Annotated in this window: 24 protein-coding genes; 12 read left to right on the forward strand and 12 right to left on the reverse strand. The window is 40.1% G+C overall.

Annotated elements, in window-relative coordinates:
* Window positions 1-6: 6 nt before the first annotated feature.
* The 8 genes from AC0VZ4_RS23990 to AC0VZ4_RS24025 form a co-directional block, all read right to left on the reverse strand.
* Window positions 7-1746 (reverse strand): SWIM zinc finger family protein, encoded by a 1740-nt coding sequence (locus tag AC0VZ4_RS23990; RefSeq protein WP_475441842.1) that lies wholly within the window; start codon window positions 1744-1746, stop codon window positions 7-9.
* Window positions 1747-1754: 8 nt separating this feature from the next.
* Entirely contained in the window at window positions 1755-1913 is a 159-nt protein-coding gene (locus AC0VZ4_RS23995) for a hypothetical protein (protein WP_475442230.1), read from the reverse strand.
* Between the two features lie 48 nt (window positions 1914-1961).
* Complete coding sequence (locus AC0VZ4_RS24000) at window positions 1962-3527, reverse strand: restriction endonuclease subunit S (RefSeq protein WP_475441843.1); 1566 nt, start codon at window positions 3525-3527, stop codon at window positions 1962-1964.
* Window positions 3517-3639, reverse strand: a complete 123-nt coding sequence (locus AC0VZ4_RS24005) for a hypothetical protein (RefSeq protein WP_475441844.1) — start codon at window positions 3637-3639, stop codon at window positions 3517-3519. The genes AC0VZ4_RS24000 and AC0VZ4_RS24005 overlap by 11 nt, the downstream gene beginning before the upstream one ends.
* A complete protein-coding gene (locus tag AC0VZ4_RS24010) occupies window positions 3629-5083 on the reverse strand; it encodes an ATP-binding protein (protein WP_475441845.1) in 1455 nt (484 codons plus the stop codon). Before AC0VZ4_RS24010 ends, AC0VZ4_RS24005 begins: the two co-directional genes overlap by 11 nt.
* Window positions 5073-5657: a DUF1016 N-terminal domain-containing protein gene (locus AC0VZ4_RS24015; RefSeq protein ID WP_475441846.1), complete on the reverse strand. Its 585-nt coding sequence runs from the start codon at window positions 5655-5657 to the stop codon at window positions 5073-5075. The genes AC0VZ4_RS24010 and AC0VZ4_RS24015 overlap by 11 nt, the downstream gene beginning before the upstream one ends.
* A complete protein-coding gene (locus tag AC0VZ4_RS24020) occupies window positions 5647-7332 on the reverse strand; it encodes a type I restriction-modification system subunit M (protein ID WP_475441847.1) in 1686 nt (561 codons plus the stop codon). Before AC0VZ4_RS24020 ends, AC0VZ4_RS24015 begins: the two co-directional genes overlap by 11 nt.
* Before the next feature lie 197 nt (window positions 7333-7529).
* Window positions 7530-7775: a YfhL family 4Fe-4S dicluster ferredoxin gene (locus AC0VZ4_RS24025; protein ID WP_077535518.1), complete on the reverse strand. Its 246-nt coding sequence runs from the start codon at window positions 7773-7775 to the stop codon at window positions 7530-7532.
* Between the two features lie 248 nt (window positions 7776-8023).
* On the opposite strand from AC0VZ4_RS24025, the gene AC0VZ4_RS24030 reads away from it, so the two are divergent.
* Both AC0VZ4_RS24030 and AC0VZ4_RS24035 read left to right on the forward strand, forming a co-directional pair.
* Window positions 8024-8284, forward strand: a complete 261-nt coding sequence (locus AC0VZ4_RS24030; RefSeq protein ID WP_475441848.1) for a helix-turn-helix domain-containing protein — start codon at window positions 8024-8026, stop codon at window positions 8282-8284.
* Window positions 8274-9566, forward strand: a complete 1293-nt coding sequence (locus AC0VZ4_RS24035) for a type II toxin-antitoxin system HipA family toxin (RefSeq protein ID WP_475441849.1) — start codon at window positions 8274-8276, stop codon at window positions 9564-9566. Before AC0VZ4_RS24030 ends, AC0VZ4_RS24035 begins: the two co-directional genes overlap by 11 nt.
* 53 nt (window positions 9567-9619) lie before the next feature.
* On the opposite strand, the gene trhP is transcribed toward AC0VZ4_RS24035, so the two are convergent.
* Complete coding sequence (trhP, locus tag AC0VZ4_RS24040; protein WP_475441850.1) at window positions 9620-11005, reverse strand: prephenate-dependent tRNA uridine(34) hydroxylase TrhP; 1386 nt, start codon at window positions 11003-11005, stop codon at window positions 9620-9622.
* Window positions 11006-11221: 216 nt separating this feature from the next.
* Between trhP and ndk the strand changes: the two genes are divergently transcribed.
* Together ndk and rlmN are read left to right on the forward strand one after the other, a co-directional pair.
* Window positions 11222-11653 carry a nucleoside-diphosphate kinase gene (ndk, locus tag AC0VZ4_RS24045; protein WP_007377442.1) on the forward strand — a complete coding sequence of 144 codons (432 nt, stop codon included), beginning with the start codon at window positions 11222-11224 and terminating at the stop codon, window positions 11651-11653.
* Window positions 11654-11821: 168 nt separating this feature from the next.
* Window positions 11822-12952: a dual-specificity RNA methyltransferase RlmN gene (rlmN, locus tag AC0VZ4_RS24050; RefSeq protein WP_008139552.1), complete on the forward strand. Its 1131-nt coding sequence runs from the start codon at window positions 11822-11824 to the stop codon at window positions 12950-12952.
* 30 nt (window positions 12953-12982) lie between these two features.
* Here the strand turns inward: rlmN and tnpC are convergent, their stop codons facing one another.
* Complete coding sequence (gene tnpC, locus AC0VZ4_RS24055) at window positions 12983-14422, reverse strand: IS66 family transposase (protein WP_475440309.1); 1440 nt, start codon at window positions 14420-14422, stop codon at window positions 12983-12985.
* Window positions 14423-14625: 203 nt separating this feature from the next.
* Here tnpC and pilW point away from each other — a divergent pair, with 203 nt between their 5' ends.
* From pilW to der, 7 genes are all read left to right on the forward strand, one after another.
* A complete protein-coding gene (gene pilW / locus AC0VZ4_RS24060; RefSeq protein ID WP_475441851.1) occupies window positions 14626-16419 on the forward strand; it encodes a type IV pilus biogenesis/stability protein PilW in 1794 nt (597 codons plus the stop codon).
* Window positions 16416-17264 (forward strand): RodZ domain-containing protein, encoded by an 849-nt coding sequence (locus AC0VZ4_RS24065; protein WP_475441852.1) that lies wholly within the window; start codon window positions 16416-16418, stop codon window positions 17262-17264. Before pilW ends, AC0VZ4_RS24065 begins: the two co-directional genes overlap by 4 nt.
* Window positions 17265-17269: 5 nt before the next feature.
* The gene (gene ispG / locus AC0VZ4_RS24070) at window positions 17270-18388 is read left to right on the forward strand and encodes a flavodoxin-dependent (E)-4-hydroxy-3-methylbut-2-enyl-diphosphate synthase (RefSeq protein ID WP_475441853.1); all 1119 of its coding nucleotides are present in this window, start codon (window positions 17270-17272) and stop codon (window positions 18386-18388) included.
* Window positions 18389-18784: 396 nt separating this feature from the next.
* A complete protein-coding gene (hisS, locus tag AC0VZ4_RS24075) occupies window positions 18785-20065 on the forward strand; it encodes a histidine--tRNA ligase (protein WP_475441854.1) in 1281 nt (426 codons plus the stop codon).
* Window positions 20066-20084: 19 nt separating this feature from the next.
* On the forward strand, window positions 20085-20705 hold the full coding sequence (locus AC0VZ4_RS24080; protein ID WP_033037917.1) for a YfgM family protein: 621 nt from the start codon (window positions 20085-20087) through the stop codon (window positions 20703-20705).
* A 10-nt stretch (window positions 20706-20715) separates the two neighbouring features.
* Window positions 20716-21894, forward strand: a complete 1179-nt coding sequence (bamB, locus tag AC0VZ4_RS24085; protein WP_008139563.1) for an outer membrane protein assembly factor BamB — start codon at window positions 20716-20718, stop codon at window positions 21892-21894.
* Window positions 21895-21987: 93 nt separating this feature from the next.
* Complete coding sequence (gene der, locus AC0VZ4_RS24090; RefSeq protein ID WP_033017497.1) at window positions 21988-23454, forward strand: ribosome biogenesis GTPase Der; 1467 nt, start codon at window positions 21988-21990, stop codon at window positions 23452-23454.
* Between the two features lie 80 nt (window positions 23455-23534).
* Here der and AC0VZ4_RS24095 read toward each other — a convergent pair whose 3' ends face one another.
* Together AC0VZ4_RS24095 and AC0VZ4_RS24100 are read right to left on the reverse strand one after the other, a co-directional pair.
* Window positions 23535-24038, reverse strand: coding sequence for a TFIIB-type zinc ribbon-containing protein (locus AC0VZ4_RS24095; RefSeq protein WP_007377433.1), 504 nt, complete (start codon window positions 24036-24038; stop codon window positions 23535-23537).
* A 40-nt stretch (window positions 24039-24078) separates the two neighbouring features.
* Window positions 24079-24666 carry a DUF4202 domain-containing protein gene (locus AC0VZ4_RS24100; RefSeq protein WP_475441855.1) on the reverse strand — a complete coding sequence of 196 codons (588 nt, stop codon included), beginning with the start codon at window positions 24664-24666 and terminating at the stop codon, window positions 24079-24081.
* A 226-nt stretch (window positions 24667-24892) separates the two neighbouring features.
* Here AC0VZ4_RS24100 and AC0VZ4_RS24105 point away from each other — a divergent pair, with 226 nt between their 5' ends.
* Window positions 24893-26620: a DUF885 domain-containing protein gene (locus AC0VZ4_RS24105; protein ID WP_475442209.1), complete on the forward strand. Its 1728-nt coding sequence runs from the start codon at window positions 24893-24895 to the stop codon at window positions 26618-26620.
* Window positions 26621-26669: the final 49 nt, after the last annotated feature.

A 26669-nucleotide genomic window follows, 5' to 3' on the forward strand; every position in this document is an offset into this window, starting at 1 on the left:
TTATTTTTAGCTACAATGCGGGAAGTATTCTCGCAACAACTTCATCATATTTCGTTTTTGCTTAAACTTCTTAGCCAATGTAGTAATCATTTCATATAATAGTGTGCAGTCGGCATTTTTGTCTTTTAAGCTTTTTTCTATTTTAATTAATAAATTAGTTGCTTCTCGATAAGCGTCATTATTAGTTTGTCCAATTATGTTACTAAGTGATTTGTGATACAAGTCAATCGACTCTTGTGGGTATTGCGCCATAATTAAACCAGCCAACGTTATCAATTGACTCGGCTTAACCTCATGTTTTGCAGCCCATGAACGTGCTTTTTCAATGTCATTTTGATCAATATAAAAATCCAGTAATTCACTCGGATAATTAGTAAAGCGATAAGCCCCTTGGTTTGATTTAGCCCCTTGTTCTGACAAAGAAAGCAATAGCTGCTCTACTTTTTGCGTAAACTGGGCATCAATGATGCCGGTTTTTAGTTGTAGCGTTTGTAAATCTTTAAAGCCATTAAAACTCGGGTTATCTACAAATAACTGCCACGCGATTGCCCATGCGGTTTTAAATTCTGACAATTCAAGGCGAAGTTCTATTTCATCGCGTTTACATGCAAGCACTTCATGTGGCTTACTTGCCCGTTGATACGCTTGCTTTAAATAGTACTCGGCATCTAATAGCTCATTACGGTCTTTGCAAAGCGTACTTATTTTTAAATAATCCGACGAGTCATGGGCTGTTAGTTTAATTAAACGCAGTTGCGCTTGCCAATCATCCTGCCCTTGCGCTTGTTTTATTAATATCGACGTAAGGCGTGTAAGCGCGCTTTTTTGCCTCCAATCACTAAAGTCAACGCCCGCGTGTAGTCGCTTTTCTATTGCCGTTGTACACAGTGCTAAAAACAAGTTATTTACACTGGGTGTTATATCAAAGTCATGCGGTACACTCGGGAATACATCGTATTTGTAATCTTCAAAGTGTTCAAAAATCCACTGCGCTTTTTGCTCATCAGACCAAGGCAGTTGATTAAAAAGCTCGCTCAGGTTTTGGTTAAGTTGCCCTTCTAAATCAAAGCGAAAGCCGCCGGAGTCATCAATTTCTTCAAGTACGGTGTTTAAGCGCACCAAGGCTTTAAAATTCAACTGCCATTGCTGATCAACGGGCAGTTTTTCTATCGCAGGAAATATCATTTCAAACAGTGAGTCAGCATCAGCAAAATAGCTACGTACTTCATTCCAGCCCCATACTGATTTTTTAGGCAAGGCTTTAGTGATAAGTTTGCTTAGCTCACCTGTACTCATGGCTTGCTTGTCGTTTGACATCATAAATACCCATTTATCGAATTCATGCTCTGACTCATCTAAAAAACCCATGATTATATCGGTAAGTTCCTTAGCCGGTTTATCTAAAAACCACGCCATTAATGCCCCGCGTTCGTTGCCTTGTGTTGTAGCATCGGCGTTTGCGTTGGCTAATTCAGTAGCAGATAAACTGTTTACTTTGAGCGCCACTGCAATGGCATGTTTACATACCTCTTGATAATCGGCTGCGGGGCACGTACAACTTGCCACGCATTGTCCGCTTGCACTATTTTCTAAGGTGACTTTGTATTTATACTGCCCCGCCACGCTCGCCATTGCTTGATCACCCACAATAAGTAACTTACTGACATTATTTGATGCGTACAAACCATAACCCAAATCGTAAGTTTTGCTGGCCACGCGTTGCTCTATTTCATTTAAATCAAACATACTAATTCTTATTCACTCATTGTGTTAATTGGCAAAGCACGGAGGTCGTCTTTAATTAATACATCACTATTACTGCGGCTAAGCTCACCACCCAATAAATGCGGGTAGCCTTGCTCGCCTAATAGCTCAACCACCGCTTGTTCTAATTTGGCTTCAGTAAATTTCATCAAACACCCTTATTCTTTTTATTTTGACCTTTAAACGCTTAGCTAAGTTTAATCTACTACTTCTTCATCAATGGCTACATCGGGTATTTGTAATTCGCCAGAGATGAGTTTGGGTAAAAGAGTGTCTCTCATAGTAGTTAATCTTGTATTATTTTGAGAGTTAAGAAGTATTTTAGCTAAATAGCTTTCTGTAATATCATCAAACGCTTTAAGACTAGATTCATTTGGCTGCAAAACACTTAAATTTTCAAATGATGTTTTATTAAGTATTGGCATAGTTGAACCGCTACTGCCCAAGTTAAATAACTCTTCTCTTCTCATTCTCAAATTTAAGAAAATATAGTTTCGAAAATGTTTTTTACCTAAAACAATAGAATTTAGTTGCTGGTTGGTTACAGACTTCTCAGGAGCGATGGTAGTTTTACCCATTTGGCTACCAATACAAGTAACACACACACTCTCGGCGTCCACAATATTATTTTTGACAGAACCCACTCCACTTTCAGTCAAATGCCTTATAACATTTACTGTAAACACATCACCTTCTACATCTGAAGGAGTAATAAATGGAACTCCTTTACCTTCAAGATCAAAAGCGTCATCTATCTTTTTAGGTGGAGTCTTACCTGTAATAATTTTACCAAACTCTTTCAGTTTCGAAGCTTCCCAGCCTTTTGGTATCCAGCCTAGTTGTTCGTTGTGTACGAACTCATTGGGGAAGTGGGCGTGGGTGTTGGCGTGTTGGGCTAATATGTTAGGGTTAGCGCTAAAGTTTGCTTTAACGGATGTTTCAGCGGCTTTTTCTGATACTTGCACTGCTGATTGTGTTGCTTCTTTTGTTGGTAACTGTGCTTGTAACTCGTGAGCGAGCGCAATGAGTGACGCTTTGCATTCGGCCGCATTTTCTAAGCTGTTCAGTGCCATCAAACGGCGCTGTGCTTTTTGTTTTAGCTCGTCAGGCTGACTAGTTTCAAGGTTTTCTAAGTTAAAATAAGCGCTCGCAAGTAGGTTGTCGAACACCGGATCAAAGTCAACAAACCAGCTTTTAAACAACGCCTGCGCCATTTGTTCTAGGGTTTGGTTGGTTTGTTTGTTGAGCTGTATTTTTTTATCTAGGCTGGACAAAACTGTAACAGCTTTTTTTTGTTCACTTAATGTTACATTAGGAATTGGTAATGATTTTAATGTTGCTATATTCGTATAACCTTGTACTGAGCCGCCTTTATACGCTTCAACCGTTCTCTTAAATTTTTCACTTGTTACAATGTAATATAAAAATTCAGGCATTAATTTTGTTGGATCAGCTCGTAAAATTGCTACAGAACTAGAAATACCAAATTTATCATCACTTTTGTATAAATAAGCATTACCTAAAGTGCCTATAATTCCCATCAGTACATCGCCGGTTTGCAACAAGCGTTGTGATTTAGTGGTATTTGAAAATAGTTTATTAAAGTCAACCTCAGATATCCAATCCACTTTATCTAACTTTAACTCACCATTAGTAATATTCTTAGATGTTAAGTATAAAATACCACTTTCTTGGCGCTTAACCTTTGCATGAGCACCATCTGTAACATAACAAGTCTCACCAATCGTTAGCTCATTCCCCATAACCCAACGCCTCCACGTTTTTACGAATGGCTTTATCAAGCTCATCGCTTTGCTTCATTTCACTATAAAAGCGTTGGCTAAGTGCGAGTTGTTTATATTTATTATTTTTCATTGTTTAACACCTGCCAATATCCGCCTTTGTTTGAGCCGATCCGCTTTATTACGTTATGGTCTTTTAACCATTTAATATGACGTTCAACCGTCGCCGTGCCCACATTAAGCTGCTTAGCGAATACTTTTGTAGACAATGAAGGCGAGTGCTTAATACACGTTAGCAATGGTTGAATATTTTTTGGAATAACAGCTTGAAGATTTACGCCATAATTTATTCCATCGTTTATTCCATCGTTTATTCCATCATTTATTCCATCATTTATTCCATCGCTCGCTATTAGCACTTCACTACTATGGAAGGTTTTTCTTGGAAACTCCCAATCAGTAAAATCACCTGACTCAGAAAACACAGGTAAACCGATGTTCGACTTGGTGCAATACTCTTTTATTCTTTGTATACCGCTGCCCCATTGCTCAACTAAATCGAGTTCCTTAAATACCCTCGCAATCACCGTATTGCGAATTTCAGAACGCCCCTTTAACGCATCAAGCATAGTTAATCCATTTGGTAAACCGCCTGGAGAAACAATATTTACAATATCATCGTAGATACCTATTTTTATATCTCGTCCAAAATTGCTGTAATCTCGATGCATTACCGCATTGAGTAATGCTTCTCGAATTGCTGGGAATGGTATTTCAAAGGTATCGGTGCGTTGCAGCCCCTGTACCTCTGCGCGTAAATGAAGATGGTTTTTTATAAATAGTTCTGCGTTTTCTATTTGCTGAAAAAGATCACCCGTGTACTCTTTTTTATCTAAAAAGATAGACATGGTAGTGCCTTTAAATCGGCTACATTTTATTTCTACATGCTCATAAAAGCCCAGTAAAATTAGCAAGCCATGTGTGGGGTAAAGCGTATTATTATCGTTTTTGACCAGTTTTAAACTTAATAATTTTTCTGGCGTTAATGGTTTACCATGCGCTGCAAAATGTTGTTTAAGTGGCGTTAAATCAAGGGTTGATAAATCTACTTCATAGTTAATAAGTGAGTCAAAGCTAATATGGTTACGCTGGCGTTCAAGCTCTATCACTTGCGCTTGACTGACTACGCGATTAGTCGCACCAATACGTTGATAACAACCCAGCTCTTTGCCTTTACTCTTTAAATAATAAGGGAGTAATGCTCCGCGCTGCACCTCTATCACTAATAACTCAACCCCGTTAACATTCTCTATATAAATATTAGGTAATAGCGTAGGCGCAACCAGTTCATGCATTGTTGAACTAATTTTATCCATCAATTCAAATAGGTCAAAATGTTGCAAACCTATAAGCGTTCTATTATCAGAAACGCCTATAACCAGCTTTCCACCTGCAGAGTTGGCAAACGAGATAATGCTTTTAACCCACTCTTTGCTGGTTGGTAATTGCACTTTAAATTCTAAATTTTTGCTTTCACCTTTTTCTATTTCAAGCAATAAAGGATGTTTATTTTCCATTGCATCGCTCTGCATAATTATGCGTGTCCTCGATTTTTAGGATCGCTTTACCAAGCCCTAGTATGAACTGTTGTAGGTTATTTATTGTACCTTGCTCTACGGGTTGCTTTTCTTTGCTAGACAATAAGCGTTCGTAATACAGCGTACCTATTTTACATTCTAACGCGCGTACACTCCAGTTTTGTTGACTGGCCTCATGCATATACCATAAGCGGGCATTTTCATTTTCAATGCGGATAAGCGTTGAATAATGCGACCAACTCAATTTGGCAGACACTGTCTGCCATTTTAAAAAGGCTAAATAAAAACTGCGCATATTGCGTAAGTTTCGAGTTGAATATCCCTTACCAAATTGTGCGGTTAATTGTGTTGAGAGCAACGCAAGTTGTGTTTTTCCATATTCAGCTCGTGTCGCTCCTTGCTGCTCTTGTTCAATAATTAACCGTTCAATTTGCCAATAGGCGTTCACCATAGCGTGATTAACGGTTTGTTTAACCTGTTTACGCGCTTGCTCGATAACCTGTTTAATTTCTATTAATATGGCGGGGTTATCTAATGCGTTACTATTTTCCATAACCCAGCGCCTCTAAGTTTTGTCGAATAGCGTTGTCTAGCGCATCGCTTTGGCTCATTTGGCTATAAAGGGCTTGGCTAAGTTCGCTCATTTTAGTCTCGAACGGGATACCATCGTCGATAATATCGGCAGCGCCTACATAGCGCCCGGGGGTAAGTACGTAGTCGTTCGCTTTTATATCGCTAAGGGTGGCTGATTTACAGTAACCGGCGACATCTTTGTACTCTTGTTCTTGCTCTTTATCTGCGCTTTGCTCTTTTTGTGCGCTTTCTGGCTTCGCACTTTCAGTGGTTAGCTCTTCGCCGCGCCAAATATGGTAGGTTTGGGTTATTTTAGCTATGTCGTCGTTGGTGAGTTCTTTTAAGGTACGGTTAACCATAGAGCCCATTTCGCGGGCGTCTATAAATAGCGTTTCGCCTTGGCGGTCGCGGCGTTTTAGTAGGCCTTTTTCGTTATTGCCTTTTTTATCTTTACTTATAAACCATAAACACACCGGAATTTGCGTGGTGTAAAACAACTGCCCTGGTAGGGCTATCATGCAATCGACTAAATCGTTTTCGATTATTTTTTGGCGAATATCACCCTCGCCACTGGTGTTAGAACTCATTGAGCCATTAGCCAGCACAAAGCCTGCGGTGCCATGTTCGCTGAGTTTTGAGATCATGTGCATTATCCACGCATAGTTGGCATTACCAGTAGGCGGCGTTGGGTAATCTGCCCAGCGGGCATCGTCAACTAATTCGTTATCGGCGCGCCACTGTTTTTGGTTAAATGGTGGGTTTGCCATTATGTAATCGGCTTTTAGGTCGGGGTGTTGATCTTTAAAAAAAGTGTCGCCGGCTACATCGCCTAAATTGCCCGAAATACCGCGCACGGCGAGGTTCATTTTAGCCAGTTTATAGGTGGTGTTAGTGTATTCTTGCCCATAAATAGACACATTTTTTTGATTGCCGTTATGGCTATTAATAAATTTAAGCGATTGCACAAACATACCGCCCGAGCCACAACAGGGGTCGTAAATTTTACCTTCGAACGGTTCGATCATATCGGCGATAAGGGTAACAATTGATTTTGGCGTATAGAACTCGCCTCCGCCTTTACCTTCAGATGCAGCAAATTTACCTAAAAAGTATTCGTAAACACGGCCAACTAAGTCTTCTTCTGTTTTTTCGTTTTGGTTGGCAATGGTGTCGATATTATTAATGGTGTCGATTAGTGCCGAGAGCTTACTGGCATCAAGCCCTAAGCGTGAAAAGTAGTTATCGGGCAATGCGCCGGCGAGTGATTTATTGTTTTTTTCAACGCCGTGCAGTGCGGTATCTATTTTTACGGCAATATCGCCTTGCTTGGCGTTGGTTTGAATGTATGACCAGCGGGCGTCTTCTGGTAGATAAAACACGTTATCCATTGCGTAAAAGTTGACCATGTCGATGTATTCATCGCCGTGCTCAGCAATAATGGCTTTTTGACGTACTTCAAACTTGTCACTGATAAATTTAAGAAAGATTAAGCTTAAAACAATGTGCTTATATTCGGCTGATTCAACACTGCCTCGCAGTTTATTGGCGGCATCCCAAAGCGATTCTTCAAACCCGACTTGTGCTTGTTTTGTGGTTTTTTTAGCAACTTTTTTAGTAGCGGGCTTTGTGGCGGTTTTTTTAGGTGCGGTTTCCATAGCTATCTCAGACCAGAATATCAATACAAATTATTGAGTTATCATACCGTAAATAGCGCGAATTATTGAGGCTTAATTAAAAATATATGAGGAGATATTTATTAGTCACAATACGCAATCTGCGAGCAGTTTGATTGTTGCGACTGTGTCGCAATTTGAGTTTCGTAACCCATTACACATAAAAACCAATTAATAAACTAACTCGTTAGCCTGACATATTTTTCAGCCAGTTCGTCTATATTTTCTCGGTGATTAGGATCGGGCTTTATGCAGTCAATAGGGCAAACACTTACGCAAGTAGGTTTATCATAATGCCCCACACATTCAGTGCATTTATTGGCATCTATTTGGTAAATTTTAGCGCCCATGTAAATGGCTTCGTTAGGGCACTCTGGATCGCACATGTCGCAGTTAATGCATTTGCTGTTAATTAGTAAAGCCACTCTCTAACCTCTAGTACTTCTAGCATAAATTTGCAGCCGTAAATTATGCATTTTATTCTGCGTTTTCTTGTTGATCTCTATCAATAAAAATCATATTAGTTAATTCGCATTCAACCATTAACTTTACAACCCAAAAATGGATACTATAATATCTATTAAACTCATAAAAAAGCAATTTTGGACACAGTAATGTCCAATCAAGTTCGCGAGGTTCTGTTATTAATTATTTATTATTAAGCGAAGGTGATGTGCAGCTGGCTTTTGCTGAGCACCTAAAAGAACGTCGCAAAAAAGCAAAAATGTCACGCGAGGCGTTAGCTAAAAAAAGCACAGTACCTGCTTCTACAATAAAAAAGTTTGAGGTTACAGGGCTTATTTCATTCAGGCAGCTATTGCTTTTGTGGCAAACACTCGACGATTTAACTCGTTTATATGACTTAACAAAAGCGCCAACTCAAGGCAAGAATGCGCCAACGTCTATTGAACAGGTATTAAACAATGGCCTTTAAACCCATAGAAAAGCTAGAAGTAAAACGTACACTGTCAGACTCAACAGAGTTAATGGTTGGTGTACTTGCTCAAAATAGGCAAGGTGTTTACTTTCAATTCGACCAAAGTTATTTAGACACATATGGTAATCTTTCGCCATTCTCACTCGCCTTCAATAGAGATGTTCAGTTAGCACCCAAAAGCCCACATAATGGATTGCATGGGGTCTTTTCTGATTGTTTACCTGATGGGTGGGGGTTACTACTACAGAACCGTGTCTTTAGGCAAAATAACATAATGCCTAACTTTGTGACCCAAATGGACCGCTTATCTTTTGTTGGCCATTGTGCTATGGGCGCATTATCGTTTACACCTGAAACTCATTATGATGGCACAAATGACGATGACGCTGGTCTTGCTACATTGGGTCAACAAGCCCAAGCAATATTTGACGGACAGACAGAAGAAGTACTTTCTGCGTTAGTGGCTGCTGGCAGCTCCGGCGGTGCACGCCCTAAAGCTCAAATTTATTTTCCTGACAATAATGTACAAGAATGTAGAACAAAGCCTAAAACGGGCGATGATGCTTGGTTAATAAAATTCACATCCAAAAACCTCGCTTTAGGACATGAGGAAGGGTTATGTGAAGCTGTGTATTTGGATTTAGCTGAACAAGCGGGATTAAACCCACCTCAACGATTACTGGTAACCGCTCCAGAAGGAACCGGTGCAAAGCAATGGCTTGCCTTAAAGCGATTCGATAGGTTTAAATTACTGGGTGATAAAATGGGCTGCAAACATATGCATAGTGCATGTGGCTTGCTAGATGCTGATTTTCGCACACCTACATTAGATTATGAGGATTTAATTAAAGCGAGCCGTGTTTTATGCAAATCACCTGCTGCGGGGCAATTACAATTTCGTCGGGCTATGTTTAATTTATTTAGCTGTAACCAAGACGACCACAGTAAAAACTGGGCTTTTTTACAAGAAGATTCTGGTGAGTGGGATTTAGCGCCTTTTTATGATGTCACTTTTAGTCCTCACCCTTTTAACGAGCATGCGACTTCGTTTGCTGGATTTGGAAAAAACCCACCACTAAAAGCGATTCAAAAGCTGGCCTCTGCAGCAGGTTATGCTAATTGGAAACAAGTACAAGTTATCATATCTGAAATAGCAGAGATTATTTTAAACTTTAAAGACACCGCTAAAACACTCGACGTAAATAAACAAACGATTAGCTTAATAGAACAACAGCTTGATAATACGTACGCCATAAATAAGCCTTTAATGGGTAGTTGAAATAGATTATGAAGTAACACCAAAACACCGATTTTTGGTGTTACTTATACCCCTTAAACCGCTTGTTTAAAAGGATTGCGGGTATCTTGGTTTTCATCTAGGTTACGCATTAAAATAGAGTGCGCTAAGTTAACGCCCTCATCTAGCGGTATTTTTACAATGTGACCAGAGCCTTTAGCATCGCTAATACTTTCGCCCTTTTTGTTTTCCATATATTCAAGCTTAAAAGTAATGTTACCTTGTGGTGTCATAAGCTCTAAAGAGTGACCTGTGCAAAATTTATTTTTAACGTCTATTTCAACTAATCCATTTTCGCAGCGCCCAAGTACTTCACCCACAAATTGCTGCTTAGTTGATACAGAGTGGCCGTATTCATAGTTTTGATAATCTTGGTGGGCATGGCGTTTTAAAAAGCCTTCGGTATAGCCACGATGCGCTAAGTTTTCTAATGTTTTAAATAAATCCGCATCAAACGGCTTGCCTGCAACCGCATCGTCTATTGCTTTGCGATAAACTTGTGCTGTGCGCGCCACATAATAAAATGACTTAGTACGCCCTTCTATTTTCAAACTATGTACACCCATTTTTGTTAACTGCTCTACGTATTGCACAGCGCGTAAATCTTTGGAATTCATAATATACGTGCCGTGCTCATCCTCAAACGCAGGCATATACTCACCAGGGCGACCTTGCTCTTCTAACATGAATACATCGTTGCTTGGCGCGCCTTCACCCAGAGTAGGAATCACCTGTTTGGGGTCAATTTTATGCACCATTTCGCCAGTTTCGTTCTCAACACCTGGCTTAACATCATAATCCCAGCGACATGCATTAGTACATGTACCTTGGTTTGGGTCGCGTTTATTAATGTAACCGGAGAGCAAACAACGCCCTGAATACGCCATACACAATGCGCCATGTACAAACACCTCAAGCTCAGTATTTGGGCAAAGCGTGCGTATTTCCTTAATTTCTTCAAGCGAGAGCTCGCGAGATAAAATAACCCGCTCAATGCCCTGCTTTGCCCAAAACTGCACACTTGCAAAGTTTACGGCGTTAGCCTGTACCGATAAGTGAATAGGCATGGCTGGCCATTTTTCACGAACCAGCATGATCAAACCAGGATCTGACATAATCAGCGCATCGGGTTTCATTGCTATAACTGGCTCTATATCACGTAAATACGATTTTACTTTAGCGTTATGCGGCGCAATATTAGACACCACATAAAACTTTTTATTTTGCGCATGTGCTTCACTAATACCAATTTGCAGCGTGTCTAGGTCAAACTCATTATTGCGCACACGCAAACTATAGCGGGGTTGCCCCGCATAAACCGCATCTGCGCCATAAGCAAACGCGTAGCGCATGTTTTTTAAAGTGCCTGCAGGGCATAATAGTTCAGGAGTAAAAGGCGTTGAAGAAATAATGGGTGACATGTGCGCTCCATACATCGAACCGAGTATAAGTCGGTTGCATGATTAATTAATTTACGAGCGCGGCATTATAAATCCGCCAAGCATTGTGCTTTTGATCAAGATCACAAAACTGCAATCAAACTGGTTTTTAATAAAATTAGGATTTTTCACTTAAAACGCGTATAATTCGCGCCCGTTAATATTCACACTTTTACTTAAAATTATTGGAGCATAAAGATGGCTTTAGAGCGTACTTTCTCAATCGTAAAACCTGATGCAGTTGCTAAAAACCACATTGGCGCTATCTACAACCGTTTCGAATCTGCTGGCCTTAAAATCGTTGCAGCTAAAATGGTTCACCTTTCACAAGAGAAAGCTGAAGGTTTCTACGCAGAACATAGCGAACGTCCTTTCTTCGGTGCTTTAGTATCTTTCATGACATCTGGTCCAGTAATGGTTACCGTTCTTGAAGGCGAAAACGCTGTTCTTAAAAACCGTGAAATCATGGGTGCTACTAACCCTGCTGAAGCACTAGCTGGTACTTTACGTGCAGACTACGCTGATAGCATCGACGAAAATGCTGTTCACGGTTCTGATGCTGTTGAATCTGCTGCTCGCGAAATCGCGTACTTCTTCGCTGACGAAGAGCTTTGTTCACGTACTCGTTAATTCGAATTCGTTAACATATTGAAAAGGGCTTTCGGGCCCTTTTTTAGTCATTACGTAAAGTATTAATCAGTAAACTAATAATGTTTTACTTAATGATTAAAGTGAGTGAATTGTGTACAATTCGTCCTCGTAAATTTTATCTCCACCGTCACCGATTGAGGTTGTTTCATGACCGAGCAAAAAAAGATTAACTTATTAGATTTAAACCGAGATGCAATGCGCGAGCTATTTGCATCGTTCGGTGAAAAACCGTTTCGTAGTGACCAGGTGATGAAATGGATTTATCATTTTGGCGTAGATAACTTCGACGAAATGACCAACGTAAATAAAAAGCTTAAAGAAAAGCTTAAAGCTGAGTGCGAAATTGTTGCACCAGAAATCACTGTGCGCCAACAAGCAAGCGACGGTACTATTAAGTACGCGCTTATACTTGAAGGTGGCCAAGAAGTAGAAGCTGTTTGGATCCCTGAAAAAGAACGCGCTACTTTATGTGTATCATCACAAGTGGGTTGTGCGCTTGAATGTACTTTTTGTTCTACTGCTCAACAAGGCTTTAACCGTAACTTAAAAGTATCTGAAATCATTGGCCAAGTTTGGCGTGTAGCTAAAGATATAGGCCTTGATGGCCATAGCGAAAAGCGCCCAGTAACTAACGTTGTGATGATGGGTATGGGCGAGCCTTTACTTAATCTTAAAAACGTAGTGCCAGCAATGGAACTAATGATGGACGATTGGGGCTTTGGTTTATCTAAGCGCCGCGTAACATTAAGTACGTCAGGCGTTGTACCTGCACTTGATTTACTAAAAGAGAAAATTGACGTAGCACTGGCTATTTCATTGCATGCACCAGATAACGCACTGCGTGACATTTTAGTGCCCGTTAATAAAAAGTACCCTATTGAAGAATTTTTAGCCGCGTGTCGTCGTTATATCGACGGCTCTAAAGCTAATAAAGACGTAACCGTTGAATACGTTATGCTTAACGGTATTAACGACAGCACCGATCAGGCGCATGCACTCGTGCAAACGTTAAAAGGCACACCATCTAAAGTAAACCTTATTCCGTTTAACCCGTTCCCAGGTAATGAGTACACTCGCTCAAGTAACAGCCGTATTGATCGCTTTTCAAAGGTATTACAAGCAGCTGGCGTTACCTGTATTGTTCGTCGTACTCGAGGGGACGATATTGATGCAGCTTGTGGACAATTAGTGGGTGATGTAGTGGATCGTACTAAGCGCTTAGCTAAAAAGAAAATGCGTGATGATAATGCGATTACTGTAAACATTCATCAAGCATAACTTTTAGTAAAATACTTAAAGCCTTTGTAACTATTCAGCCACATTTTCAATAAATATATCAGGTAACTGATTTTTGAAGAGTAATTCAAGGGCTAGGCTTGCTGATACACGCTGTTTTCTGCAAGTCGAGAGGTAGCTTCTGATTAAACAAAACATCTCTGCACCTTGCATGCTTCTGAAGCACCCAGATATCTTTTGATGAACCTTGGTCATCCTAATATCATTCTCACCTTGGTTGTTGCTAAAAGGCACCGCTGTTTCCGTCATGAACCGTAAGACATCATCTTGATAATCTCTTAACCGCTCTAACAACGCTCTAGACTTTGTTCGTTTCAATCTGCCTCGCTGGCCTTTTACTCGGCTGTTTCTATCCGGTGGAGGGCATTTAATGTCACCTTGAGCCAATATTTGTTGATATTTCTCTATATAGTGAGCTTTTGTGTCTGCATCTAGCTCGGGGTTATCTATTTGATGTTTATTGATTTCAGTCAGTAGGGTTTGCAAATCCTTTGCCCATTGCATACCGTCTTGCTCCCATGCCCTTTCTAACTCTCGGATATGATGTGCATTACACAAGGCATGTTGGCACTGTGTATATTGATAATACGGTTTCCAGTGGTCGTGGCATAGTACCCCAGTAAAGTGAGGTAAAATATCGGCGTCATCCATCGCTATTTTCCCTCTTTTCTCATGCGGGTAAAAATACGTCCACCACGTCGTTGATGCACCATGAAGCCATCGTCGTTTACCACCTATATTAATCCCCGTTTCATCAACGTGTAAGGCTTGATAAGTCGTTTTCAGGGCTTTCTTGAGCGCGGCTTCTGCGCCGGAGGACTTTACCAAGGCCGCTGCTTGTTCATTAAAGTTAAATAAACTACCCGCACTGATTGGAATACCGAGTTGATCACAAAAATATTCTTCAATGCGGTTGTAAGGGAGTAATTGATATTGGGATAGGTAAACTGCATGGGCTTTTACACCAACCCCATATTGAATAGGACTGTTAACGTCTTCTGGAAATTCACCAATAAAACGCTTACCTTGCTCATTTTCCAGAATTTGTGCTTGGTATTCAGTGACCACTTTCCTGATATCTATATCGACAACCTGTCGTTTTTGAAAGCCAATTTCACGGTAGTGACCTTTCGGTAAAAAATCACGTTCAACTAGGATGATTTTGATCTCATCAGGCGTCTGTGTTTGGGTTAGTGTTTTACCTGCACGGCCTTTTTGACCACCCGCTGACTTGGCTGATTTCTCTTTGTTTTGTTTTTTTCGGTTGATGTCTTTTGATGGCGGGATACTGCTATTGTTACTGTTAAGTCCTAATTTACTTGCTAACATAACAACGACAACCAGAATGAGTTCAATAGACATCTTCAGCGCAGGCGTGAGAGTTTTACCTTCTTGTAATTGAGCTTTGGTTTTCTCAACGATTTCGTCGATGTTGATGCTGTTTAAATTCATTGAAGCTAGGGCTATTAGGTCATAGCCCTAGCTTGGCATACTGGCGGGATCGGTCAATAGTTAAAAAAGATCCTTTGAAAATAATTTACCATGGTGAATAGTTACAAGCCTTTATATTAATTCGTTTATTTTTAAATATATGATGCAACATAAAGGCTTTTAGGTAAGATAGAAGATATGGATTAAAATACAGAGATAAGGTAATGCGATCTTTACTTGCTTTAACTATATCGGCACTCGCTCTAAGCGGGTGTGTAACCGAAAATAGTTATAACGGCAGTGACAAACCCGTCGTCGAAAATAAAATTAATAATATAGGCGCAGCGCGAACGCGCATTGCTCTAGCATTACAATACCTAAATACAGGCAATAATTCTCAGGCTAAATATAATCTAGAGCGTGCAGCCGAATTTGCACCAAATTTACCAGAGGTTCATTACTCTCTAGCTTATTACTATCAACAAGTTGGTGAAAATACACTGGCCGATAAAGCCTACCAAAAAGCACTCGCCATAAAACCAGACGATCCAAATACCTTAAATAACTACGGTGTATTTTTATGTGGCATAAATGAATACGACCGAGCCACTGATCAATTTTTAAAAGCAATAGAAATCCCTAGCTACATTCGTGTTGCAGAAAGCTACGAAAATTTAGCTTTATGTGCCATTGAGTTTAACGATTTTGATAATGCTGAAAGTTATTTTAAACAAGCCATGAACCACAGCTCGCAAAGAACGTCTACTTTAATCAGTTTAGCTGCACTGTTTTATGCTAAAAGTGATTTACACAAAGCAAGTGAGCTTTTAAAGCGTTATGACGATACAGGCAAAGTTTCATCTCGGGCTTTAATGCTTAACTATTTAATAAAAAATCGAATGGGTAAAATAGAAGATGCAGAAAAAATTGCGACCACTATTTCACAGACCTACCCAACGAGTAATGAAGCATACGTAATTCGAGAGCAAAAAGTACGGTTAAGCGAATTTGAAATTTTAAGAGAAAAATACCGAAAAGCTAAACTTGATGAATTACAAGAAACAAGTAATGGTGGACAAATTAGTGTTAAACCAAAAATAAAAATCACCCGGAAAAAACACATTGCTAGAGATAATTCAACAAGCTTAGTTACCAACGATAACAAACGCATAAGTTTAGCACCCCAAACTCAAATGGATAATGCAAGTTCAGTTATTGCAAGTACTGTTAATCCAATTAATAAAGGAAATACTTATACAAGCGCGCCCCCATCATCTATTTCAGAAAAAGAAACGACACCAACAGTAACTAGTTCAAGTAATAAAACCGATACATCGGCTATCATGCTTGCTTTAACAACTGGTCATAATTTAACTAATACGATGCAAAAAACGGTCGCCGCTACACAAGTACCTAAATCGCAAAAACAAGCCGAAAAAACATTAACTAAACCAAATGACAGCATTAAAATAATTTCTTTTGGCGCCCCTAAAGATGCAAACTTTAATTCGCAGCAAACTCCCCCTGTAATAAAGGCTCCTATAGAACAGAATGATTCTGATGTTGTTTTTTACACTGCAACGAAAGATACTAACGTGTTTGCTGAAAGTAGCCGCCAAAATAATAATGACATAAAGTTTAAGAGTTATGAGGCAAGTGAACACATTGAACCACCAATGCTTAACCCTAAAGTACCAACTTTAAGCATCCCATTTCATGTAATTCAATTCGGTGAAAACCTATTTAGCATTTCGGTGCGATACAATGTTAAACTACAAAAACTTCTACAATGGAATGGTTTAAAAGAGTCGGATCGGGTAATGAATGGAAGTAAAATTTACCTAAACGATCCTAATGTTTATTACGAAATTAAAGCTGGCGACACCCTTTACGAAATAGCTACCCAGCGGCGTGTATTAATTGATCAATTAATGCGATGGAATAAATTAAGTCCTGACATAGCACTTACGCCAGGGCATAGACTTTTACTAGTGGATCCAGACTCATACACATTATGAATGAAGACAATACGCAAACACAGAGCGAACAACCAACGGTTGGTCAAATACTAAAAGCACATCGTGAGCAAGCGAATGTGAGCATTGAAGCAATTGCTAAGCCGTTAAAACTATCTGAACTACAAATAAAGCGTCTTGAAAACGATGAATTTCAATTACTCGGTCCTATTACGTTTGTAAAAGGTTATATTAAAAACTATTGCCGAGAATTAAAAGTTGATTGCACGCCTATTCTAGCTATGATGCCAGCCCCACCTGAGCCGGCTAAACCCGCGAACATGCAAAGCTTTTCACGCCGAACGGAAAAAGAAGCCAATGACAGCCGATTAATGTTCGTGAGTTATATTATTTTAGCGATCGTCATTGGTTCGTCTGCACTTTGGTTTTGGCAAAATGCCACGCCAATTGAAGAACAAACAAGTAATATTAATGTTGAGAACTCAATTATGAGTGAGCGACAAGCAGCACAATCTCCTTTTTTTGAACAAGAACAACAAGCAGATACTAATAAAACGGTACAACCGCAAAGCGAAACATTAAATGATTCAGTAGAACAACCCGTAGAAACAGTAACTACTGATCTGGATAAAACACCAGGTATAAGTACAATCGTGATGAACTTTAACGATGAAAGCTGGGTTGAAGTTTATGACGGTGAGGGTAAAAAAGTAGCTTTTGGTGTTAAAAAAGCAGGCTACCAGATGACGGTTAGCGGTACTCCTCCTTTTTCTGTTGTACTAGGTAAGCATGACGTTGTAAGTATTACCTTGGATGGTGAGCCTATCGACATTTCGGCTTTTCCTAAAAATCGTTTAGCTAAATTTAAATTACCACTAGCAGAGTAGTCGCTATGTTTTCAGAATCTCCAATTAAACGCAGAAAATCAACTCGTATCAATGTAGGTAATGTACCTATTGGTGATGGTGCACCGATTGCAGTGCAATCAATGACCAATACCGATACCATGGACGTAGATGCAACCGTGGCACAAATTCAGGCAATACAAGATGCCGGTGCCGACATTGTGCGTGTATCAGTGCCAACAATGGATGCAGCAGATGCATTTAAAAGTATTAAAGAACAAGTCACTATCCCTTTAGTAGCCGATATTCACTTTGATTACCGTATAGCCTTAAAAGTGGCAAAATACGGCGTGGATTGCCTACGAATAAACCCAGGTAATATAGGCAGCGAAGAACGTATTAGAGCCGTGGTCGATTCAGCTCGCGAGCATAACATTCCTATTCGTATTGGTGTAAATGGCGGCTCACTTGAGCGCGACTTACAAGAAAAATACGGCGAGCCTACACCTGAAGCCTTATTAGAATCAGCAATGCGCCATGTAGATATATTACGCCGCCTTGATTTTGACCAATTTAAAATATCAGTAAAAGCATCAGATGTATTTTTAGCCGTTGGTGCGTATCGCTTACTTGCTAAAGAAATAGACCAACCACTGCATTTAGGTATTACCGAAGCAGGCGGCATGCGCTCAGGTTCGGTAAAATCAGCCGTTGGTTTAGGTATGTTACTTGCTGAAGGCATTGGCGACACACTACGAGTATCACTTGCAGCCGACCCAGTACAAGAAGTCAAAGTAGGCTTTGATATTTTAAAATCGCTGCGTATACGCTCACGCGGTATTAACTTTATTGCCTGCCCTAGCTGCTCACGCCAAGAGTTTGATGTAGTTAGCACCATGAACCAACTTGAAGAACGCCTTGAAGATATTATTGAGCCTGTATCGGTTTCGGTAATTGGTTGTGTTGTAAATGGCCCAGGTGAAGCACTCGTTAGTGATATAGGTCTTGCTGGTGCAAACCGTCGTTCTGGCTTATATATTAATGGCGAGCGTCAAAAAGCACGTATCGATAACAATAATATTGTTGAACAACTCGAAGGTTATGTACGTGACTTTATAGCTCAAAAGCAAAACCAAACACCTATCGACATAAAAATAGTCGAATAAATACCGTATTTAGCGGCAAACAACGCTGTTTGCCGTTGACCTTTATAGCAAGTGGATACCCAAACCACCTCAAAATACAGAACTCAGCGTTTCACAGGGATTTAATATCAAGGCGTTACTTTGTAAGTATGGCAATCCCTTTTAAAAAGTAACAACGATGAGAGTAAGTGTCTGTGAACCGCCAAATGGGTTGGTTTTAAAGCGATTTATACTGCGTTATTGATTTTAACAATAGAACCTCTATTATTTGCAATCAATGCCTTGCCTAAATCGCTTTTAATTCCAACTGAAAGTCGCATCTTGGGGTAGTTTGGGTATATAATAGTGGGTCAATTTTTAGCATTCTTGTTGTGTAAGCATTTTTTATTACACATAAACAGCATTTAGGATTTATCAGTGGCAAAACAAATTCAGGCAGTTCGCGGTATGAACGATTGTCTGCCAGGCGACACACAAGTTTGGCAGAAAGTAGAAAGCATTTTACGCGAGACAGTAGCATCGTTCGGTTATCAAGAAATTCGTTTTCCTATTGTAGAATCAACCGACTTATTTAAACGCTCTATTGGTGAAGTAACCGATATAGTAGAAAAAGAAATGTACACCTTTGCAGATCGCAATGGCGACTTATTAACACTGCGCCCTGAAGGCACCGCTGTATGTGTGCGCGCAGGTAACGAAAATGGATTATTATATAACCAAGAGCAGCGTCTTTGGTATATGGGACCAATGTTTCGCCATGAACGTCCGCAAAAAGGTCGTTACCGCCAGTTTCACCAATTTGGTTTAGAAACATTTGGTATTGCCACAGCCGATATAGATGCCGAAGTTATTTTATTAACAGCGCAACTATGGGAAGCATTTGGTATTACTGAGCACGTACGCTTAGAGCTTAACTCATTAGGATCTAACGAAGCGCGCGCCGATTACCGTGATGCATTAGTAGCTTACCTTGAACAACACATAGATGTGCTTGATGAAGATTCAAAACGTCGTATGTATTCAAACCCATTACGCGTACTTGATAGCAAAAACCCAGATGTACAAGCCATATTAACCGACGCACCTAAATTATCTGAGCACCTAGATGTTGAATCAAAAGAACATTTTGAAAATTTATGTGAACGTTTAGACGCTGCAGGCGTCTCATACACGGTTAATGAAAAATTAGTACGTGGTTTAGACTACTACAACCGTACCGTATTTGAATGGGTAACCGACAGTTTAGGCGCACAAGGCACTGTTTGTGCTGGCGGTCGTTACGATGGTTTAGTTGAGCAACTAGGTGGTAAAGCAACCCCAGCGGTTGGTTTTGCAATGGGCCTAGAACGTTTAGTATTATTGCTACAGGCTATTGAGTGTGTGGGTGACATTCGTCGCAATGCTGATGTATTTTTAGCAGCGATGGGCGACAAAGCAAGTATTCAAGCACCTATTATTGCCTCTGAACTACGTCGTGACGTAGCCGGTTTACGTGTTATGGTACATGCTGGCGGCGGTAACTTTAAAAAACAATTAAAACGTGCTGATAAAAGCGATGCACTTGTTGCTGTTATTATCGGTGAAGATGAATTAGAAAAAGGCGTTGTGACTATAAAGTACTTACGTGAACGTAAAGAACAAGTCACACTAGAATTAGAACAAGCTAAAACGCTATTAGCTGAGCTTATTAACGGCTAAGCTGACATTAGAGGTAAACATGGATATACATTCAACAGAAGAAGAACAAGCAGAAGCCATTAAACGTTTTTTCCGTGAAAACGGCGTTTCACTTGCACTAGGTATAGTTGTTGGCTTGGGTGGTTTGTATGGCTGGAAAGCGTATAACCAAAACCAAATCACAACAGCTGAGAAAGCATCAAACTCTTTCACTAAGCTTGTTGAAGGTGATGATGTATTATCTTCAGCAGATACGTTTATCAGCGAAAATAAAGACACAAACTATGCAACATTAGCCGCATTTGTTGCTGCTAAAGATGCTGTAGATGCGCAAAAGTTAGATGTAGCAAGCGAAAAACTGAGTTGGATCGTATCTAATGTGCAAAATACAGAACTAAAAGCAATTGCTATTACACGCTTAGCCCGCATTCAAATTGCACAAACTAAATATGACGATGCATTAAATACATTAAATGCACCATTACCAGAAGCATTTAACGCAAACGTTGCCGAGCTTAAAGGCGATATTTACGCTCAGCAAGGTAATAAAGATCAGGCTCGCACTGCTTATCAAGCAGCTGTAGATGCAGGTGGATTAACCAGTAACCCTCTATTACAAGTTAAGTTAGATGACCTAGCAGTAACTAGCCCAGCGGCTTAAGGTTTTAGGCATGAGAAAATTAACGACTGCAACCCTTGCCCTATGTATGGCAACACTGATGGGTTGTTCATCAAGTGATGATGAAGACGAACTAGTACTTCCTGAAATTGTAAACCAGTTTGAAACTGACGTTGTTTGGCAAGAATCAGTTGGTGACGGTGTAGAGCATTATTTCTCTCGACTAACGCCTGCTATTTATAAAGATACTGTATACGTTGCTAGCCGTGAAGGCCAAGTTGAAGCACTTTCGCTTACGAATGGCGACACAAAATGGGAAACTGACGTGCGTCAGGATTTATCATTTTGGCCATGGAGTGACAACGGTACAGCAAAATTATCAGGCGGTATTTTACAAGCTTATGGTAAGATTTATATTGGCTCTGAACATGGCTTCATTATAGCCCTTGACCGTGAAACAGGCGAAGAAGTTTGGCGTAAAAATGTACCTGGTGAATCGCTATCAAAACCAACTGCTGGCGATGGCTTAGTTTTTGTTAATTTAGCGTCTGGTAAATTATTAGCGCTACACCCAGATACAGGTGAGCAGCGTTGGAGCTTTGAACAAGAAGTACCGCCGCTAACATTGCGCGGACAAAGCTCGCCAACCGTTGCTAACGGTGGTGTATTAGTTGGCCTTGAAACAGGCAAGTTAAACGTTTTGATTTCAGAAAGTGGTTACTCAGCATGGAGCGCAGAGATAGCGGTAGCTAAAGGTGCATCAGAGTTTGAACGCCTAGTTGACGTAGACACTCAACCACTTATTAGCGGCCCATACGCATATGCTATTGCTTATAATGGTAACTTAGCCGCTATTGATATTCGCTCAGGTAATATTGTCTGGAAACGTGAATACAGTAGCTACCGCGATATTGCAATGGATGCACAAAGTATTTATGTAGTAGATAGCGATGGTGTTATTTACGCATTGGATAAAGATTCAGGTATTGAACGTTGGAGCCAACCCGCTCTACGTGGTTGGTACTTAACAGGCCCTACAGTTGCGGGTAGCCATTTAGCTATAGGCGACCAAGAAGGTAACCTGCATTGGTTAAATAAAGAAACTGGCGAGCTAGTATCTCGTGAAGACTTTGACAGTTCAGGATTTTTTATTGAGCCTGTTGTTGCCGACGATAAACTGATTTTATACACCCGTGATGGTGAAGTTAGTGCGGTTAAAATACCGAACTAACTTACTACTATTAGTATAACCTGCTAATAGTTAATTATTTTTTGTAAGGCTTCGCACTGCGAAGCCTTTTGTTGTTTTTTAAAGAGGTAGTTTATGCTTCCCGTGATCGCTCTAGTTGGGCGACCCAATGTGGGCAAGTCCACATTATTTAACCGTTTAACACGTACTCGTGATGCGCTCGTAGCCGATTTCCCTGGTTTAACACGAGATAGAAAATATGGCCAAGCTAGTTATGATGGCTATGAATTTATCGTGGTAGATACGGGTGGTATTGATGGCTCAGAAGAAGGCATCGAAATCGAAATGGCAGATCAATCTCTGCTAGCCATTGAAGAAGCCGACATTGTTCTGTTTTTAGTAGATGCTCGTGTAGGCATGACCGTAGCTGACCAAGCAATTGCTAATCACTTACGCAAGCAAGATAAAAAGTGTTTTGTTGTTGCCAACAAAACCGATGGTATTGATGCAGATTCAAACTGTGCTGAATTTTACCAATTATCATTAGGTGAAATTCATCATATTGCGGCATCCCATGGTCGTGGTATTACGTTATTACTTGAGCAAACACTTCAGCCGCTTATTGCTGAATTAGCTGCACAAGACGAAGACGTAACAGGCGATGACGAAGAGCTTATTAATCTTTACGAAGAAGATGAAGACAGCGACACCGATCACCAGGCATTTGCAGACAAACCTGTAAAGCTTGCTATTATTGGTCGTCCTAATGTTGGTAAGTCTACACTTACTAACCGCATACTCGGTGAAGAACGCGTAATTGTATACGATATGCCTGGTACAACACGTGACTCTATCTACATTCCGATGACGCGAAATGAAAAAGAATATGTGTTAATTGACACAGCCGGTGTTCGCAAACGTAAAAAAGTAAGCGACGTAGTTGAGAAGTTCTCTGTAATTAAAACGCTTCAAGCAATCGAAGACTGTAACGTTGTGTTATTGATTGTTGATGCTCGCGATGGTATTTCAGATCAAGATTTAAGCTTATTAGGCTTTGCTCTTAACTCAGGTCGTTCATTGGTAATTGCAGTGAACAAATGGGATGGCTTAGACGATTATGTTAAAGATCGTATTAAATCAGAGCTCGATCGCCGTTTAGGCTTTATTGACTTTGCACGCCTACACTTTATATCTGCACTACACGGTACAGGTGTTGGTCATTTATTCGAGTCTGTTGACGAAGCGTATGAATCAGCGACTAAACGTATAAGTACTGCAATGTTGCGTCGTATTATGGACATGGCTCAAGCCGATCACCAGCCGCCACTTGTTCGTGGTCGTCGTGTTAAGCTCAAATATGCGCATGCCGGTGGTTATAACCCACCACGTATTGTTATTCACGGTAACCAAGTTAAAGATTTACCAGATAGTTATAAACGCTACCTGATGAACTACTACCGTAAAGCGCTTAAAATTATGGGCACCCCAATCAAAATTGAATTTAGAGAAGGTGAAAACCCATTTGCTGGTCGTGTTAATAAAGTAACACTGTCGCAAAAGCGTAAAATACGTGCATTTGCTAAAGAAAATCGTAATAAATAAATTCGTTAAAAATTAGTTTATTGTAATAAAAACGGCGTACTTTTTAGTACGCCGTTTTTGTTTTAACATGTTATTAACAGTCACAAACTAAGTAAAGCTAAGCGAACCAAGTTCTCAACGGTGGTTTCATGCGCACTTTTATTTTTATTAGTTGGCGTAAACCTAGAAGTAGGTGATTTAATAGTTATAAACCCATGATTGGTTGCCATTTCATGAGCTAACAGCTTACGCTCTTTGGGTGTTAAGTGGTTTTCGTGTATTTTTGCCAGCTCGCCACTATCAAGCCATATTCCTGCACAGCCTGGGCATTCATCTATTTCGACGGCCTTTACTGGCGAAAAATACCTGCGCATCATTACAATTTTTTTGCATTTTGGGCAATTAATTCGTAGTGATACATCGTATTCACTCTCGCTATGTTCACTCAAATGTTTTAGCAACACCTGACCATGCTTTAGCTCTGGCGAGCTAAATTTAAAAATTTGGCTGTTATCAAAAAATACGCCGCCTTGCGCTGAAGTGTAAACAGTAATACCGCCAATTAATAACGGCTCAAGAGAGGCATTTGTACGTGGGCAATGCATTTAAAACTCCTTTTTATTTTAATACTTAACTTATACTACTTTACTCAAGTGCTTTGTGAATAAGCCCAACAAGTGGTGCGGGTAATGTAATATTACCTGCAAGTACAAACTCATGCGCTTCATCTGACATTTTTTGCCAAGTACGACGAATTATACCAATCCACTTTTCCTCATTGTAATCTGGTTTTGCATTGGCAAATCCAAGCATATAATGTTCAATAAACACCAAACTAGCCACATTTTCAACAAGCTGGCTGTCTGGATTACGTTTAATATTCTTTTTAGCGACCGCATCGTACACTCGGTTTTGCTCAGCTTCACCGTAACCAGCTTGCTTCATGAGCGCAACAACACTGCTAGCATGAAATATATAAAGTGCACTGCGCCATTGATGATAGCCCTGCTTATTCATTTCAAAGTCACTACGTGGCGACTTCCAGCGTTGTATATGCTGCCCGCGCACTGCAATTTGCATGAGTTCATCGGCATCTGGTTTAAAACGAGTTAACATTTCGCTCATGCGCAAGGCGTATAAACTTTCTTTAGGAAAGCTTTGTCCATTGTGCTGTTCACTATTTGGGTCTTGGTTATTAGCTTCATCAATTAAGGTAATTACTTTATTAAACATGACGGTCATTTTTTATAATAAGTTTTAATCATTCTAAACGCTGATAAAACAATAAACTAGTACGCCAATCAGTTACGCAGTGAAATTTGTTCAATCAAAAGTAAAACCAAGAGTTACAGGTTATAAAAGTAAGCGCATTGATTAAGTTAACTTGGTACTATATTGAGCACAAATTAAAATAAAAAAGCGCGATAAATAATAACTAACTCGCCAATAACGGATGACTATGTTTAAAAAAAGTATTCTAGCTATATGCTTAGCGGTTGCATCGCTACCAAGCTTAGCCGACAGTAACACTGATTTAAAAACCATTATTGATAACCATTGGCAAAATGCCAAAACCGAAAAAATATTTTTTCGTACCGACCCAGACGGCTGGAAACCCAGCGGTACATTGCCAAATTGGAGCGAGCAAGCCATTGCAAAGCGCCAAGCTTATAACAACAGCGTACTAAAAAGCTTAGCCAGCATTGACCCAAAAACGCTCAACAACGAGCAGCTAATGAACTACCGCTTATTTAAATATGAGCGAGAAACAGAGCAGCAAAGCTACCTTTATCAAGATAAGTATTTTCCGGTTAATTTTTTAAGTGGCTGGCATACTTATTTTGCCGAAGCACCGGCTAACATGGCATTTTTAACACCCGACGATTACAACGCATTTTTAATCAGCCTTGCCGACTACCCTCGATTTAATCAGCAAAATATTGATTTAATGAAAGAAGGTATAAAAACAGGCTTTACTCATTACTGCAAAACCTTTGAAAATTACAGCCAAAGCATTAGCGCGCATATTGTTAAGCAACCTGAAAACAGTGCCCTTTACGAGCCCTTTACACGTATACCAAACACGTTTACAGCAGAGCAAAAAGCCACATACCAAAATAAAGCAAAGGCCTTAATCAGCTCAAAAGTAGTCCCTGCTTATCAGTATTTTTACGACTTTTTTGAAAACGATTACATGCCAAACTGTAGAGCCCAGCCGGGTATTGCAAGCGTTAAAGGCGGGCTTGAGTATTACAAATATGCAGTTAATTACTACACCACAACCAATGCCACACCAAAGCAAATTCATGAGCTTGGCTTAAAAGAAGTCGCGCGTATAAAAACGCAAATGCAAAACATTATTGATGAAGTAGGTTTTGATGGCACATACAGCGATTTTTTAGAATTTTTAGCAACCGATGAGCAATTTTACGCAACAGACGCGCAAGACCTACTTGAAAAAACAGCCTTTATTACGCAAAAAATGTATGGCAAGTTACCAACCTACTTTAATAATTTACCGTGTAACACCTTTACTATTAAAGGCTCAGCGAGTCGCGGCGCGTTTTATATGCCACCTGCTGACAACCGCTCCCCTGGCACTTATTTTTTGGCCTCAACACCTAAACTACAGCCTTTGTATAATTTAGAAGCACTAAGCCTTCACGAGGCAATACCAGGGCACCATTTACAAAATGCCATTGCAATGGAGTTAAATGTACCCCAGTTTAGACGCACACTTAGCCACTCTGCATTTGGCGAAGGTTGGGCACTATACACCGAACGCTTAGGTAAAGAAGCCGGCTTTTATCAAAGCCCTTACAGCGATTTTGGTCGTTTAGGTTACGAAATGTGGCGTGCAGTGAGGCTTGTTGTTGATACCGGTATTCATGCGTTTGGTTGGAGCCGCCAAAAGGCTATTGACTACTTGGCAGATCACACTGCTTTGCCACAAAGTGCGGTGGAGGATCAAATAGATCGTTATATTTCATGGCCAGGCCAAGCGCTTTCGTACAAAATGGGCGAAATAAAAATACGCGAACTGCGCGCAAAAGCTGAAAAAGAACTAGGTGCTAAGTTCGATATTCGCAGCTTTCACGACACCGTTATTGGCCAAGGTTCACTCCCTATGGCTGTACTTGAAGACGTAATAAACGATTGGATAGCAAAACAAAAATCAGCTATTTAACATTAAAGGAGGCGGTATTATTTGCCGCCTCTTTTTAAAACCCTCTTAA

Source organism: Pseudoalteromonas sp. QJM3NY_22 (assembly GCF_056173065.1).